Genomic DNA, 14,660 nt, shown 5'->3' with positions numbered 1-14,660 from the left:
TAAAATTTTCTGTTTATGGCAGAAAAAAGACAAGGGTAAAAAGCGAGGGTGAATAGTGTTGGGTAAGTAGTTGACAAGTAATAGTATAATTAAACACCTTATACCTGCCTTTATCCAACATTCTTATGTCGAACCGAGGTTAAATATAAGACAATTTCTATGTCTTTAAACTAATCTAGGAATAAATTAATCTTTGTAATCGCTGATATGGTCAAGATGTCACTAACTAAAATAGCTTTTATTTTTATTTTCAATGTCTCTCCATTATTTGTCATAAGTATTAGTAAACCAGTTCAAGCACAAACCCCCTCTTCATCTTCCGATAGTCTTTTACATAATGCTTTACCTCCTTTAAAACCCACTTCTCAACGGTCTATTTTGCCAGAAAATAAGGCTTATACTCTTGATACGGGAGATGTGATTCAAGTAACGGTTTTTGGTTTACCTGATCAAGGAGGGGTTGCACAGGTGTTTAATGATGGTACTGTTACTTTTCCCTTAATTGGGACTGTTAATGTGAGGGGAAAAACGATTATGGAGGTAAATGATTTACTAGCAAGTCTATATAGTCGTTATTTAAAACGTCCTTCTATTACAGTTATTTTACAACAACCTAGACCTCTAGAAGTTGCCATCGTGGGAGAAGTTAATGTGCCGGGGAACTATAATTTGTCTGGTGGTACTCAAATTCAGCAAAAAGAAGGACAAACCCAAATAGCTTCTAATACTCCTTCTTTACCAAAGGTTTCTGATTTATTTACCCTTGCAGGGGGTTTAACGGTTTCGGCGGATGTTCGACAAATTCAACTCAAGAGAAGGGAAAAAGGGAAAGAGGTGTTTTATGTGCTAGATTTTTGGCAACTACTGCAAGAAGGAGATTTAGCCCAAGACGTGAAATTAAAAGATGGTGATGTGATTATTGTTCCTAAAAAAGATGTCATTGACCCTAATGAGTATAGACAATTAGCGGATGCAACTTTTGGGATTAAATATGTTGAACCTCCCAATGTTACTATTGTGGGGGAGGTTAACCGCCCGGGTTCTTATACTGTACCCATTGAACAAGGTCTTCCTCGTCTTACAACTGCGATACAACAAAGTGGTGGCATTCGGGAGTTAGCGGATATTAGAAATATTGTGATTTCGAGAACCACTAGAGATGCTAAACAGCAAAAAATAGAGGTTAATTTGTGGGAAATGTTAGAATCGGGGGATATAAATAGGGATGTTTTATTGCGTGACGGAGATACGATTTTTATTCCGACGGCGAAGGAACTTGAACCCAGTGAGGCTCAAAGGTTAGCTTCTGCTAATTTTGCTCCTGATGAGATTGTGGTGAATGTGGTTGGTTCGGTACGAAATCCGGGTTCAACGGTTTTAAAGCCGAATACTTCTTTGAATAATGCGATTTTAGCGGCAGGGGGTTTTGATGAAAGGAGAGCAGATAGTAGTACGGTGGAGTTGATTAGAGTTAATCCTAACGGCACTGTTACAAAAAGAAATATTCCTGTCAATTTGGCGGCCGAGGTGAATGAGCAAACAAATCCGATTCTCAAAAATAATGATGTGATTGTGATTAATCGTAGTGCGATCGCAGCTTTTGGAGATAGTGTCGAAAGTGTTTTAGGTCCTATTGGTAGGAGTTTTTCACTGTTAGGATTTTTCAATATTTTTCAGTAAAATGATTGTGGGGGGTAAAGAGTTTTTTATATTGAAATTTATTTTAATTTTAGGAGTTGTTAATGTTACCAGAAAAGTCTAATATTTCTTCTTTTTCTAAGTCTAATAATTACGATAAAAATTCTTTTGCTTCAGGAGAAATAAATCAAGGTTTTGTCCCTTCTCTTTCAGCATTGGAAAATAATTTGGAGAAAAAAGAACAATCTCAAGAAGAAGATAACGGTAAGACTCCCTATTTATTAGAATTATTCAAAAGGCGTTGGGCTTTTATTTTGGGTGCAACCTTGGGAGTCACAACTGGGGTGACTTGGTGGACTTTTCAACAATCTCCTATTTATCAGGGTAAATTCATGTTGTTAGTAGAAAAACCCATGGAAAGCCAAACACAGCAAAATCAACTTGGAACTGGGCTTGATGGAGGAAATACAAATACTAATATTGACTATAGTACAGAAGTTCAAATATTAGGTAGTGCTAGTGTTTTAAGTCCTATTTTAAAGGAAATTTCTGATCGTTATCCAGATATTTATGAGGATATTAATTTACAGAATTTAGAGAATTTGGATATAAAACAATTGGATAAAACCAAACTAATTGAGGTTAGTTTTCGAGATGAAGATCCTGAAAAAATAGCTTTTGTGTTAGATACTATTGCTTCTGAATATTTAGAAAATGGACTGAATTCAGGAGAGCAAAATATTGGAGAAGGCTTAAAATTTGTTCGTAGTCAGATACCTATTTTAGAAAAAAATATTAATAATTTACAAACAAAAATAGAAAAGTTAAGAACCGATTATAAATTTATTGATCCACAAATTCAAGCAACGGAATTAACCCAACAATTAGTTGCTACAGAAAAGGAATTCTTTGCCACTCAAATACAAATTCAAGAAGCAGAATCGGCTTATAATAGTATTCAACAAAATCTTAAATTATCTCCTGAAGATGCGATCGCACTTAGTTATTTAACAGAATCACCAAGGTATCAAAACTTATTAAAACAGTTACAAGAAATTGAAATTGAATTGGCGAAACAGTCGGCAGTTTTTACAGATTTAAGTCCACAAATTATTACCTTAAAAGACAAACAAAATAATATTCTTAATTTAATAGAGCAAGAGAAAGCTAGATACTCTTTAAGAAATAACAATCAAAAGAATCTACAAGAAGCGATCGCAATTCCTAGTAAAATGAGGGATAAATTAACTCAAGATTTAATTGCAAAAAGAGACGAAATTAAAGTTTTAAATAGTAAAAAAGATAGTTTACAAAAAGTATTAGATAACCTTAACCAAAGAATTGCCAGTTTACCCGCCGTTACTCGTGAATATAATAATTTACAAAGAGAATTAAATACCTCGACAGAAAGTTTAAAGCGCTTCTTAGAAACAAGAGAAAAACTAGAGTTAAATAATATTCAAAATAATCTTAATTGGCAAATTATCTCTCCTCCTCAAGTGGGAGAAAGTCCTGTTTATCCCATTCCTCTTTACAATCTGTTATTCGGTTTATTCGGGGGTTTAACTTTTGGTACGGTGGTTGCTTCAATTATAGATAAATGCGATCGCAGTATTTACGATGTTAAAAAACTAAAAACAGTTACTCAACTGCCTATCTTAGCAGAAATACCTTTTGATAAAAATATTAATTTAACTACTAAAAAACAAAATATTCCCGCTTTTTTTACCTCTAATTCTCCTCAGAAAGAATCATTAGAAAAAGACAAACTTTCACTATCTTCTAGTTTAGAATCCTTCCGTAATCTTTACACAAATATTAGTTTATTAACCCCCAATTTACCCTCAAAATCTGTTGTTATTAGTTCTTCCATTCCCAGAGAAGGTAAATCAACTATTAGCTTAAATCTTGCCAAGGTAGCCACTAGTATGGGACAAAAAGTATTATTAATAGATACAGATTTTCGACTACCTCAATTGCATATATTAGTAAATGTTGACAATAATCAAGGTCTAACTCATATCCTTACAGGCAAAATTCCTTGGCAAAATGCGATTCAATCTCCCAGTCAATGGGATAACCTTTCTATTATCACCGTGGGAGAAGTATTGTCAGATCCAAGTAGCTTATTGTATAGTCAAGCAATGTCCACGATGATGCAACAAATACAAGCGTCTCAACAGTTTGATTTGATTATTTATGATAGTCCTTCTTTATTAAGTTTTTCTGACGGTAAAATAATAGCATCTCAAACAAATGGATTAATTCTCGTGGTCAAAATTGGTAGCACTAAAGATTATGAATTGAGGCACGTTTATGAACAATTAAGAGTTACCAATACAAGAATATTAGGATTAATTTCTAACGAAATAAGATAACCTATAAAGAAAATCAGTTAATATTTCCCCATTATGAACGATATTGAAGTCCGTGTACAAAAATTGGAAACTGAAATCAGTCGCTTAACAAATCTGATTGAAGAATTACAAGAACAATTTATTTTACTACCAGATATTGCTAGATACGGTACATTACAAAAATTTTTAAAAAATAAGGATTTTCGAGAAGCAGATATAGAAACCACTAGAATAATGTTAGAAGTAGCAGGAGAACAAAGAGAAACCCTCTCTCCCGAAGATGTTAGTAAGTACCCGTGTAACTCTCTACAGGTTATAGATCAAATGTGGTATAAGTATAGTAGTGGGAAATTCAGTTTCGGAGTACAATTAAAAAATTATTATGAGGCGGGGGGTGATATTGATACCATTAGGGCTCAAGATGTCAAAGTTTTAACGAAGTTTGCAGACAAAGTAGGATGGTTAAACGAGAATAAACAACCCAGATTTTCTGAATATGATGATTGGGATTTTAGTTTATCTGCCCCTGATGGTTGTTTTCCTGCTCACTGGTGGAAATCTCCCTATGGGTTAAAAATGGTTACATTTTTCTTTTCTCGTCTTATTTCTTGCAATTTAATTTGATGTCTTTTTTCTATTTTTTCATATTAATTGATTTATTTATTCTGGAGGAGTTTGAAAAATAATTTCTTTAATTTCTGCTGATTTTGTCGTCATATTTAAAATCTCATTACCATATTTTTATTCATTCTAACTTATATTTTATAATAAACTAGACCCTGAAGGGATCTGCTACGCAGTACGCACCTCCCACACTTAAGAAATGCGATCTAATCTCTTCTAATAAGCCATATTATTATTACCATTTAGAAGGATTATTAGGATGTAATTGATCATTTTCCCACGATAAAGAATTATTTTGTATATATTCTTTAATTCTTTCTAAAGATGGATCATTTTTAATGATATGCTCATAATAATTACGTTGCCAAACGGGATTTTTAGGTGTATCACGAATAATATTAATTCTTTTAGTTGTTGCTGATTTAAAACCAGCTATCAATGAAGATAATGATTTAGGTTTCATTGATATTCGTTGCTGTGATGATTGAATGGTTTGTAGGGGCGAACGGCCGTTCGCCCCTACTACAATATTTTTATTTATTTGTTGATCAATAATTACAATTCCATGAAAATGATTAGGCATAATAACAAATTCATCTAATTCAATTTCTCTTCTAATTTCTGCTGATTTTAACCATTCTTCTTTTACCAATTCACCAAAATTATTTAAGATTATTTGATGATTAATAATTTCACCAAATAAACATTGACGTTCATAACAACAAATGGTAATAAAATAAAATCCTGATTGAGAATAATCATATCCTTTTAAACGAATTGATTGACGTTTATGTATATCAGGGTTATATTTCATAATTAATTATTTTAGATTTTATTGTAAACTAAGTTATTTTTTTTTACTCAAAAGATGCGATCGCCCTTAAGTTCGTAGTAAGTCATTTAGGGTTCAATTATGGATACTGGTAAATTAAATTCAGTCAAGTATGAATAAATTTAATAAATGTTGGTTTAATATTTATTTTTCAAAATTTTTTTGATTTCTTTCACATCTTCAGATAAATCTGCTATTACAAAAAAGAAAGCCGCTAAAGCCATTTGTGATAAGCCAACAATTGAGAAAGCTGGATAACCAGAGCCAAAAGAGATAATAATAACTAAAGCTCCTATAATCAAGAAAAAAATACTTATAGCCTTTAATAGTTTTTTCGTATCCATGTCAATTTGATTAATAACAACTACACAAGAAAGTATAACAAATGAGTAAAACTTTATTTAGCTTTATTTAACTCGATACATTGAATACAAAACCCCTGTTCATGACCTTGATATGCTTAAAATAGTAAATTATTGTAAAAAATATAAGCATAAATACTATGACTTGGTTAGAAACATATCATCAACACGTTGAAGAAAGAGCCAAATTAGGCATTCCCCCCTTACCTCTTAACGCCGAACAAACATCACACCTGTGCGAAATGTTGCAGAATCCCCCAGAGGAATTAAAAGAAGAATTAATGATGTTACTGCGCGATCGCATTCCTCCCGGAGTGGACGAAGCATCCTACGTCAAAGCAGGATTTTTAACCGCCGTGGCAAAAGGAGAATTAACATCCCCCATTATCTCCAAACAAGGAGCAGTGAGCTTATTGGGTACAATGATGGGAGGTTATAACGTGCAATCCCTCGTCAGTTTACTAAAATCTGCTGATAATACCGTAGCATCCGAAGCCGCCAACGCCCTTAGTAAAACCCTCTTAGTCTTCGATGCCTTTAACGATGTCTTAGAATTATCCGAAAACAATTCCTACGCCAAACAAGTAATTGACGCATGGGCAGAAGCGTCATGGTTTATCAGTAAGCCCAAAGTAGCGGAATCCATCACCGTGACAGTGTTTAAAGTGCCGGGAGAAACCAACACCGATGACCTATCCCCCGCTCCCCATGCCACCACTCGCCCTGACATTCCTTTACACGCCTTAGCGATGTTGGAATCGAGAATGCCTGAAGGGTTAGAAACCATTGCTAAATTAAAAGAAAAAGGACACCCTGTGGCTTATGTCGGTGACGTAGTGGGTACAGGTTCTTCTCGTAAGTCTGCAATCAATTCCGTTTTGTGGCATTTAGGAGAAGAAATCCCCTTTGTACCTAATAAAAAGTCGGGCGGTTATGTCTTAGGAGGCAAGATTGCACCTATCTTCTTTAACACCGCCGAAGATTCTGGAGCATTACCCATCGAGTGCGATGTCACCAACTTAAATACAGGGGATGTCATCACTATTTATCCCTACGAAGGCAAAATCACCGACGAAAACGGCGAAACCATTACTACTTTTACTCTCAAGCCTGAAACCATTTTAGACGAAGTGAGAGCAGGAGGACGCATTCCCCTTTTAATTGGACGTGCCTTAACCGATAAAACTCGCCAAGCATTAGGATTAGAGCCTAGCACCTTATTTGTACGCCCCCAAGCCCCTGCTGACACTGGCAAAGGGTTTACTTTAGCTCAAAAAATGGTAGGAAAAGCCTGTGGTGTGGAAGGAATCCGCCCCGGCACTTCCTGCGAACCGATAATGACTACCGTAGGTTCTCAAGATACCACTGGACCTATGACAAGAGACGAATTAAAAGAATTAGCTTGTTTAGGATTCAATGCAGATTTAACCTTACAAACCTTCTGCCATACTGCCGCTTATCCTAAACCCGTTGACATCAAAACCCATAAAGAATTACCCGATTTCTTCTCTACTCGTGGCGGTGTTGCCTTACGCCCGGGAGATGGTATCATTCACTCATGGTTAAATAGAATGTTATTACCTGATACTGTCGGCACAGGAGGCGATTCTCATACCCGTTTCCCTTTGGGTATCTCTTTCCCCGCAGGTTCAGGTTTAGTGGCATTTGCGGCGGCTTTGGGGGCGATGCCTTTAGATATGCCTGAGTCGGTTTTAGTCAAATTCACAGGGGAATTGCAACCCGGAGTTACTTTACGAGACATCGTTAACGCTATTCCTTGGGTAGCTATGCAGGAAGGTAAGTTAACCGTTGGCAAGGAGAATAAAATCAACGTCTTTAACGGGCGTATCATGGAAATGGAAGGCTTACCCGATTTAAAAGTGGAACAGGCTTTCGAGTTAACTGACGCTACTGCGGAGCGTTCTTGTTCTGGTAGTACAATTAAACTCAGTGAAGAAACCGTAGCCGAATACTTGCGATCTAACGTTAGTTTAATGAAGAATATGATCGCACGGGGTTATCAGGATGCACGTACATTATTGCGCCGTATTGCCAAGATGGAGGAATGGTTAGCGAATCCCTCTCTTATGTCTGCGGATGAAAATGCTGAATATGCAGATATTATCACCGTCAATTTAAGTGAAATCAAAGAGCCGATTGTTGCCGCTCCTAATGACCCTGATAATGTAAAACTGATGAGCGAATGTGCTGGTGATAAAGTGGATGAAGTTTTCATCGGTTCTTGTATGACAAATATAGGACATTACCGTGCGGCGGCAAAAATCCTTGAGGGTGCTGGTACAGTGAAAGGGCGTTTATGGATTTGTCCTCCTACCCGTATGGATGAGCAACAGTTACGCAATGAAGGGGTTTACGGCGTATTTGCGGCGGCAGGTGCAAGAACTGAAATGCCGGGTTGTTCTTTATGTATGGGTAATCAGGCAAGGGTTGAGGATAATGCGACAGTTTTCTCAACTTCTACTCGTAACTTTAACAATCGTATGGGTAAAGGTGCAAGGGTTTATCTCGGTAGTGCTGAGTTAGCGGCAGTTTGTGCTTTATTGGGTAAAATTCCTACTGTGGAAGAATATAGCGCGATCGTCTCTGAGAAAATCGATCCTTTCAAGGGTGAATTATACCGTTATTTAAACTTCAATGAAATTGACGGATTTGAGGATGAAGGGCGCGTAATTCCTTTAGATCAAATGCCGAAAATTGAGGACATTTTGGGTATGCCAGTATAATAATTATCGGGTGGGCATTGCCCACCTTTTAAGAAGATATGTCTTGATATAAAATAATGTCAAAAAGAGACAGTTTACATTTATCCTTTTATCCTTGCGTCATGCTTTAGAAAAAGATGGTTGGAAAATTACTGATGATCCTTTAATTTTAGTTCTGGAAAACACCTTACTAAAAGCTGATTTAGGTGCTGAAAAATTTTTTACAGCAGAAAAAAATAATCAGAAAATTGCGGTTGAAGTTAAAGATTTTGATTCTCCTTCGGTGATTAGTGAATAAAAAAAAACCATCGGACAAATGCAATTTTATCAATGGGCTTTAGAAGAGCAAGAACCGAAAAGAAAATTGTTTTTGGCAATTCGTCAATCTGTATATTTAAAACATTTTCAAAAACCTATTTTTCAATTAGCTATTAAACGAAATAAAATCAATTTAATTATTTTTAATTCACAAAAAGAGGATATTTTACAATGGATAAATCAATAACATACGCTGACATTTTAACTAAAGTTTTAAGACAACAATCAGCTATTCAACCTCGATTACAAAATTTGAAAATTAGTTCTGGTGAAATGGAATATTCAATTTAGATAATATCACTTTTGAAAAGGAGTTAAGGAAAGGATGCGATCGAACTTTAGGTTGATTTGGAAGTATAATCGCTACTATTTTAATAATCTTTCATATTCTTCATGACTTCCTATCCAAACCCAAATATAATCTTCTCCATCTTTAAAAGCTAAAGCACGGTAATTAATACCAACTCTAACTGACCAGAATTTTCCGACTTTTTTGAAATATAAAGAAGGATGATTTAAGTCATTTTTTAAAAGTTCAAAATTCTTTTTCGCTAATATTTGAATTGATTCAGGTAACTGATAAAAACAGTTCCAAAATCTACCATTAGTTCGATGCACCTATAACTCCTGTAGTTGATTTTTAGTCTTTTCTAATAAGGCTTCCTCAATCAGAAAATCAAGTTTTCCATCATTAGAATCTTGCTCAATTTGCTTTTCCCATTGTTGAGTATCTAATTCATTAATCCAATTTTTTAAATAGGTAAAGTCATCTGAGGTAAGAGTTTCAATTTCTGCTTGAATTAATTGTAATTTTGTCATCTCAATTATCTTTTAACAATAGTTTTCCCTATTTTTCTTCTATGTTACCATTTTATAAAAAAATGCGATCGCACTTTAGATCAACACTTTTGCATAAGCATATCTAATCGTATATATTTAAAACATTTACAAAAACCTATTTTTCAATTAGCTATTAATCGACATTGAATCATGTTTATTTCTAATCATAGTCTTTCTTCTGTACCTTGCCCCTGTGGAAGTCAAAAGCCGTTAAATCAATGTTGTGATGTCTATTTACAAGGACAATTACCCGCACCTACCGCAGAAAAATTAATGCGATCGCGCTATTCGGCTTACTGTCTCAAAAATATAGATTACCTATTCAACACAGAACATCCTAAATACCGCAAACCCAATAGTAGAGCCATGATTACGGCAACTGCTAACAGTCTTATATGGCTTGGTTTAACCGTACTTAACACCGAGAGAGGCAAATCTGAGGATGAAACGGGTATTGTGGAGTTTATCGCAGTATATCAAGAAGGAAAATCTGTCGCTCAACTGCACGAGCGATCGAATTTTATCAAGGAAAAAGGTAAATGGTATTATACTGATGGAGAGATTTTACCACCCATTCAACCCAAAAAAAACGAACCTTGTTGGTGCAACAGTGGCAAAAAGTTTAAATTGTGTCACGGTAAAACTAGGTGATGAAAGGTGCGATTGCTTTTAAACCTTCCCATTGAGATATAATGATGAGTCGAACAAGCACGGGACAATATAGAGTGATATGAAAGTAATTATTATAGGTGGAAATGGTTTTGTCGGTTCGGCTTATAAGCGTTTTTGTGAAAAAAACAGTATCGATCATTTAATAGTAAATAGACATAATTATCACGACTATATTGGTACTAAAGCCGATATTTTAATTAATGCTAATGGCAACTCTAAAAAGTTTTTAGCTACTCAAGAGCCTTTAGTTGATTTTGATGCTTCAGTGCGATCGCTCCGACAATCTCTAATTGATTTTCCCTGTGATAAATATGTATTTTTATCTTCCTGCGATGTCTATTCTGATTGTTCAAGTTACGAGTCAACAAAAGAAGATGTTGTCATTGATATTAGCAAACAAAGCCCCTACGGTTTTCATAAATATTTAGCAGAATTATGTGTTCAACATTGCCATCATGATTGGTTAATTTTCCGCATGGGAGGATTTGTGGGTGAACATTTAAAGAAAAATGCAATCTTTGATATTTTATGGGGCGATCGCCTTTGGTTACATCCAGAAAGCAAATTGCAGTATATTAATACCGATATAGCGGCCATGAGAGTGATGGAAATAATAAAAAAAGGCTACTCTCAAGAAATATTTAATCTTTGCGGCAATGGGGTAATTGAGTTACAGGAAGTGTTAAACATGACTAATAGAGAAGTTGAAATCAATACGGAAGCGAAACCCGTTCATTATGAAGTGAATATTGATAAAATTCAGTCAGTGACTGATATTCCTTCCACTCGTGACGCAGTGATTGATTTTGTTCAAAGTAATAGATAATGAATTTGGCTTTATATTTTATTAATAATGCTCTCGTGTTTCTTTATCTAGCAGTCAACACATGAAAAGTAACTCTAAATCTCCTTATCAAAAACTAATGCTGAGAATATTGCATAATTTGCAAGGATTATCAGTAATTTTAGCGGTTATTACTGCTTTTTGGACATATAACACTTATGATGGACGTTGGGGCAAAATTGCTTTTCTTCCTGACTGGAAAGAAATAGAGGGGATACATGGAACTTTTGGCTTATGGGTATTATTAATATTACCTATTTTTATTATCTATAGTATTCATAAACAAGCCCAAAAATTAATTCAAAAAGATAGTTTAGATAAACTAAAATTAATTAATAAACCTATTTGGTGGTACTCCCTTCATCGTCTAGTTAATACTTTTAGTATTTTCGCTTTAATATTTGCCGTTTTTAGTGGAAAAATGATGGATGAAAAATGGTTGCCTCAAGGAGAATTAAATCATTATTGGTACTATTTGCATCTTATTTCACTGATTATTGTTGTTTTAGCTATAGCGTTCCATGTATTAATTATAGCAAAAATAGGCAGTTTTAGTTTTTTATTATCAATCTTTAAACTCGATTTTAGAGAGGACGAAAACCCTAAATATTGGCCAAATAAAATTAAATCATTGCCTGAAAATTATCGAGAAATTATGATTAATGAATGGACAAAAACTCCTGCTTATTTAAAGATTAGTGAAATAGTTTTGATTTTCACCATTATTTTAGCTTGGGTTATTTCTTGGCTTAAATGATACAAGTTTGAAGAGATGAGGAGAGAAGGTATTAGGAGAATATTCGAGTATTGGGGTATTGGGATGTTGGGGCAGGGCTGTTTCAAAATAAAAAATTAGGTTAACTGAGATTAAGTAAGAGTAAGAGTAAGAGTAAGATATACAAGGATTTTTTTCTATTAGTTAAAACTTTATGAACAAAAATCCCCTCATCTCCCTCACCCCCTATCTCCCGCTCTTTTTTCTTTCTTGAAAATGAAACAGCCCTGGGATGTTGGGGTGATGAGAGGAGAAACGAGTTAGGAGTTAAGAGTTACTAATTATCAACTATTCACTATTAATTATTAATTATTTACCTTTGCCTCTTACCTTTGCCCCTTGCCCTTTTAACTTTGCCCTTTTTTAATCTATTCACTTTTGCCCTTTGCTCGTTGCCTAATACCACCAGACAGTTAATGTTAATTTTAGATCAAACTCAGGTGATAACGATAATAAGCGGCGCAAGCACCTTCAGAAGATACCATCGGTGCGCCTAGCGGATTTTCAGGAGTGCATTTATTTCCAAAGGCTTGACACTGATGAGGTTTTTTTATTCCTTGTAAGATTTGACCACTAATACAATTATTATCAGCGTTTGATGTGGTAGTGGAAACATGATTAAATTTTGTCTCTGCATCAAACATTACATATTTTTCTCTTAATTTAAAGCCACTGTTATCTATATTTCCTATACCACGCCATTGATAATTTGTGATTTCAAATATTTGATTAATCAGTTTTTGAGCTTCTTTATTTCCTTCTTTTTTTACACATCTACTATACTGATTTTCTACTTTATTTTCCTTTTTTTCTAGTTGTTGAACACATAAATAAATTCCTTGTAAAATATCAGCAGGTTCAAAGCCAGTGACGATAATAGGTATTTGATATTTTTGAGAAATAGTTTCATATTGATGATAACCCATAACAGTACAAACATGACCCGCCGCTAAAAAACCTTGTACTTGACATTGAGTGGAGGATAAAATTGCTTCCATGGCAGGAGGTACTAAAACATGAGAAACTAAGAGGGAAAAGTTATTTAATTGCTTTTTATCCGCTTGATATACAGTCATGGCGGTAGTGGGGGCGGTGGTTTCAAATCCCACAGCAAAAAATATTATTTCTTTATGGGGGTTTTCTTCGGCAATTTTGATGCAGTCGAGGGGAGAATAAACGATGCGAATATCTGCCCCTTTTGCTTTAATACTCAGTAAATCTTCTTTACTACCGGGAACTCTTAACATATCCCCAAAAGAACATAATATCACATTAGGTAAAGATGCGATCGCACCTGCTTTGTCTATTTTCTCAATATCGGTGACACAAACAGGACATCCAGGACCATGTATTAAAGAGATTTCAGAAGGTAATAATTGATCTAAGCCGTATTTCAAAATAGAATGGGTTTGACCGCCACAAATTTCCATAATCTGCCAAGATTTAGTCGTAATTTCCCTAATTCTTTGAGCATACTGTTTTACTACCGTTGAATCTCTATATTCGTCAACAAATTTCATCTCACATCATCTGATTATTTTGTTTATTACTTACTAGGCTAAGACGCATTTAACTTACATTTTTTATTAATTTGTGAAAATGACTCAAAGTCTTAACTCTTCCCTCTTCCCCTCTCCCCTCTCGAGGGGGGATAAAGGGGGTTTCCCTTTTCCCTACCATCACCATTCTATTTAAATTCTCCCTTAGTTCTTGAAAATAACTCCAAAGTTTACCTATTGCCCATTCCCTGTCTTAACTAGACAACTTAAGTGCAAATCGACTTATACTCATTATTTATCCAAATTACTTTTATCCTTTCGATTTTTTACCATATGCCTTTGCTGATGCCTTAATCCAAATAAAAGCTGCGATCGAAAATGGAACGGTAGCGGCTATAATGCCTGTTATTAAAGGGTGATTTTGGGCGATGGGCGACACCAGAAAAAAAACAATAATACCTAAACAATAAATTAAACCGATAAAAGGTAAACCAATTACTAAAAAAGCGAAACGACTATCTTTATCCATATAAGCCTCTATTGTGAGAGAAAATTACCAAAAATAACTAATTTCATAACTTAATTCTGTCAACATTTTCCTTAGCAAAGGAAGACTCAAACCAATAACATTACTGTGACAACCTTCTATTTTTTCGATAAAAACTCCCCCTTTTCCTTCCAAGGCAAAACAACCAGCACACTTTAAAGGCTCACCAGTAGCTACATAAGCTCTAATTTGTTCGTCGGTGACATCAGCAAAGTAAACATCTGTAACACCACATTGAACAATTTGACGATTATTGATAGTATCTATTAATCCATGACCAGTATAAAGCCTCCCCATTTTACCACGCATATACTGCCAACGTGCGATCGCAACTTCTTCATCTTCAGGTTTACCATAAATTTCCCCATCCACTAAAAGCAAAGAATCACAGCCCAAGATAAGAGAATCATGATAGTTTTGGGCGACTACCTCCGCTTTTTTCATTGCCAAAGTATTCACTAAATCTATAGGTTGAGGTAGATTAATCAACGATTCATCATAGTCACTTTTATGAACTATAGGTTCAATACCTATCATACGTAATAACTTTAGTCTTGCAGGAGAAGCAGAAGCAAGGACAAATTTAGGTGTCATAAAAATTGATTTAGAATATATTTCAATACATTTTC

At 34.8% G+C, this 14,660-nt stretch carries 14 protein-coding genes and 1 pseudogene; 8 read left to right on the top strand and 7 right to left on the bottom strand.

Annotated elements, in window-relative coordinates:
* Positions 1 to 216 precede the first annotated feature (216 nt).
* The 3 genes from CYAN10605_RS08225 to CYAN10605_RS08215 all read left to right on the top strand — a co-directional run bounded on the left by CYAN10605_RS08225 (position 217) and on the right by CYAN10605_RS08215 (position 4,619).
* Positions 217 to 1,680, top strand: a complete 1,464-nt coding sequence (locus CYAN10605_RS08225) for an SLBB domain-containing protein (protein ID WP_150108940.1) — start codon at positions 217 to 219, stop codon at positions 1,678 to 1,680.
* Positions 1,681 to 1,742: 62 nt separating this feature from the next.
* Entirely contained in the window at positions 1,743 to 4,016 is a 2,274-nt protein-coding gene (locus tag CYAN10605_RS08220) for a GumC family protein (protein WP_015219479.1), read from the top strand.
* Positions 4,017 to 4,049: 33 nt separating this feature from the next.
* The gene (locus tag CYAN10605_RS08215; RefSeq protein ID WP_015219478.1) at positions 4,050 to 4,619 is read left to right on the top strand and encodes a GUN4 domain-containing protein; all 570 of its coding nucleotides are present in this window, start codon (positions 4,050 to 4,052) and stop codon (positions 4,617 to 4,619) included.
* Positions 4,620 to 4,854: 235 nt separating this feature from the next.
* Here the strand turns inward: CYAN10605_RS08215 and CYAN10605_RS08210 are convergent, their stop codons facing one another.
* Together CYAN10605_RS08210 and CYAN10605_RS08205 are read right to left on the bottom strand one after the other, a co-directional pair.
* On the bottom strand, positions 4,855 to 5,433 hold the full coding sequence (locus tag CYAN10605_RS08210) for a transposase (protein WP_015219477.1): 579 nt from the start codon (positions 5,431 to 5,433) through the stop codon (positions 4,855 to 4,857).
* A gap of 155 nt (positions 5,434 to 5,588) precedes the next feature.
* Positions 5,589 to 5,795 carry a hypothetical protein gene (locus tag CYAN10605_RS08205; protein WP_015219476.1) on the bottom strand — a complete coding sequence of 69 codons (207 nt, stop codon included), beginning with the start codon at positions 5,793 to 5,795 and terminating at the stop codon, positions 5,589 to 5,591.
* A gap of 158 nt (positions 5,796 to 5,953) precedes the next feature.
* Between CYAN10605_RS08205 and acnB the strand changes: the two genes are divergently transcribed.
* Both acnB and CYAN10605_RS08195 read left to right on the top strand, forming a co-directional pair.
* The gene (gene acnB, locus CYAN10605_RS08200) at positions 5,954 to 8,557 is read left to right on the top strand and encodes a bifunctional aconitate hydratase 2/2-methylisocitrate dehydratase (RefSeq protein WP_015219475.1); all 2,604 of its coding nucleotides are present in this window, start codon (positions 5,954 to 5,956) and stop codon (positions 8,555 to 8,557) included.
* Positions 8,558 to 8,651: 94 nt separating this feature from the next.
* Positions 8,652 to 9,041 (top strand): annotated as a pseudogene (locus CYAN10605_RS08195) (element excision factor XisH family protein).
* Between the two features lie 179 nt (positions 9,042 to 9,220).
* Here CYAN10605_RS08195 and CYAN10605_RS08190 read toward each other — a convergent pair.
* Together CYAN10605_RS08190 and CYAN10605_RS08185 are read right to left on the bottom strand one after the other, a co-directional pair.
* On the bottom strand, positions 9,221 to 9,472 hold the full coding sequence (locus CYAN10605_RS08190) for a ParE family toxin-like protein (RefSeq protein WP_015219473.1): 252 nt from the start codon (positions 9,470 to 9,472) through the stop codon (positions 9,221 to 9,223).
* On the bottom strand, positions 9,473 to 9,673 hold the full coding sequence (locus tag CYAN10605_RS08185; RefSeq protein ID WP_015219472.1) for a hypothetical protein: 201 nt from the start codon (positions 9,671 to 9,673) through the stop codon (positions 9,473 to 9,475).
* Between the two features lie 171 nt (positions 9,674 to 9,844).
* Between CYAN10605_RS08185 and CYAN10605_RS08180 the strand changes: the two genes are divergently transcribed.
* The 3 genes from CYAN10605_RS08180 to CYAN10605_RS08170 all read left to right on the top strand — a co-directional run bounded on the left by CYAN10605_RS08180 (position 9,845) and on the right by CYAN10605_RS08170 (position 11,967).
* Positions 9,845 to 10,345 carry a YchJ family protein gene (locus CYAN10605_RS08180; RefSeq protein ID WP_015219471.1) on the top strand — a complete coding sequence of 167 codons (501 nt, stop codon included), beginning with the start codon at positions 9,845 to 9,847 and terminating at the stop codon, positions 10,343 to 10,345.
* A 79-nt stretch (positions 10,346 to 10,424) separates the two neighbouring features.
* Positions 10,425 to 11,192 carry an NAD-dependent epimerase/dehydratase family protein gene (locus tag CYAN10605_RS08175; RefSeq protein ID WP_015219470.1) on the top strand — a complete coding sequence of 256 codons (768 nt, stop codon included), beginning with the start codon at positions 10,425 to 10,427 and terminating at the stop codon, positions 11,190 to 11,192.
* Positions 11,193 to 11,253: 61 nt separating this feature from the next.
* Positions 11,254 to 11,967 carry a cytochrome b/b6 domain-containing protein gene (locus CYAN10605_RS08170; RefSeq protein ID WP_015219469.1) on the top strand — a complete coding sequence of 238 codons (714 nt, stop codon included), beginning with the start codon at positions 11,254 to 11,256 and terminating at the stop codon, positions 11,965 to 11,967.
* Between the two features lie 443 nt (positions 11,968 to 12,410).
* Here the strand turns inward: CYAN10605_RS08170 and hypD are convergent, their stop codons facing one another.
* From hypD to CYAN10605_RS08155, 3 genes are all read right to left on the bottom strand, one after another.
* Positions 12,411 to 13,505: a hydrogenase formation protein HypD gene (gene hypD / locus CYAN10605_RS08165; protein WP_015219468.1), complete on the bottom strand. Its 1,095-nt coding sequence runs from the start codon at positions 13,503 to 13,505 to the stop codon at positions 12,411 to 12,413.
* Positions 13,506 to 13,794: 289 nt separating this feature from the next.
* A complete protein-coding gene (locus CYAN10605_RS08160; protein WP_015219467.1) occupies positions 13,795 to 14,013 on the bottom strand; it encodes a hypothetical protein in 219 nt (72 codons plus the stop codon).
* A gap of 24 nt (positions 14,014 to 14,037) precedes the next feature.
* Entirely contained in the window at positions 14,038 to 14,625 is a 588-nt protein-coding gene (locus tag CYAN10605_RS08155) for a Maf family protein (protein WP_015219466.1), read from the bottom strand.
* Positions 14,626 to 14,660 lie beyond the last annotated feature (35 nt).

Origin of the sequence: Cyanobacterium aponinum PCC 10605 (genome assembly GCF_000317675.1) — a bacterium.
Classification (GTDB): domain Bacteria; phylum Cyanobacteriota; class Cyanobacteriia; order Cyanobacteriales; family Cyanobacteriaceae; genus PCC-10605.
The sequence above is the reverse complement of the archived record's forward strand: the minus strand, read 5'-3'. Positions and strand labels throughout refer to the sequence as shown.

Excerpts from the sequence above, each read along its gene's own strand:
- hypD (WP_015219468.1), bottom strand. The coding sequence starts at position 13,505 with ATGAAATTTGTTGACGAATATAGAGATTCAACGGTAGTAAAACAGTAT.
- CYAN10605_RS08225 (WP_150108940.1), top strand. The coding sequence starts at position 217 with ATGTCACTAACTAAAATAGCTTTTATTTTTATTTTCAATGTCTCTCCA.
- CYAN10605_RS08215 (WP_015219478.1), top strand. The coding sequence starts at position 4,050 with ATGAACGATATTGAAGTCCGTGTACAAAAATTGGAAACTGAAATCAGT.
- CYAN10605_RS08180 (WP_015219471.1), top strand. The coding sequence starts at position 9,845 with ATGTTTATTTCTAATCATAGTCTTTCTTCTGTACCTTGCCCCTGTGGA.
- CYAN10605_RS08155 (WP_015219466.1), bottom strand. The coding sequence starts at position 14,625 with ATGACACCTAAATTTGTCCTTGCTTCTGCTTCTCCTGCAAGACTAAAG.
- CYAN10605_RS08185 (WP_015219472.1), bottom strand. The coding sequence starts at position 9,673 with ATGACAAAATTACAATTAATTCAAGCAGAAATTGAAACTCTTACCTCA.
- CYAN10605_RS08205 (WP_015219476.1), bottom strand. The coding sequence starts at position 5,795 with ATGGATACGAAAAAACTATTAAAGGCTATAAGTATTTTTTTCTTGATT.
- CYAN10605_RS08170 (WP_015219469.1), top strand. The coding sequence starts at position 11,254 with ATGAAAAGTAACTCTAAATCTCCTTATCAAAAACTAATGCTGAGAATA.
- CYAN10605_RS08210 (WP_015219477.1), bottom strand. The coding sequence starts at position 5,433 with ATGAAATATAACCCTGATATACATAAACGTCAATCAATTCGTTTAAAA.
- CYAN10605_RS08175 (WP_015219470.1), top strand. The coding sequence starts at position 10,425 with ATGAAAGTAATTATTATAGGTGGAAATGGTTTTGTCGGTTCGGCTTAT.
- acnB (WP_015219475.1), top strand. The coding sequence starts at position 5,954 with ATGACTTGGTTAGAAACATATCATCAACACGTTGAAGAAAGAGCCAAA.
- CYAN10605_RS08160 (WP_015219467.1), bottom strand. The coding sequence starts at position 14,013 with ATGGATAAAGATAGTCGTTTCGCTTTTTTAGTAATTGGTTTACCTTTT.
- CYAN10605_RS08220 (WP_015219479.1), top strand. The coding sequence starts at position 1,743 with ATGTTACCAGAAAAGTCTAATATTTCTTCTTTTTCTAAGTCTAATAAT.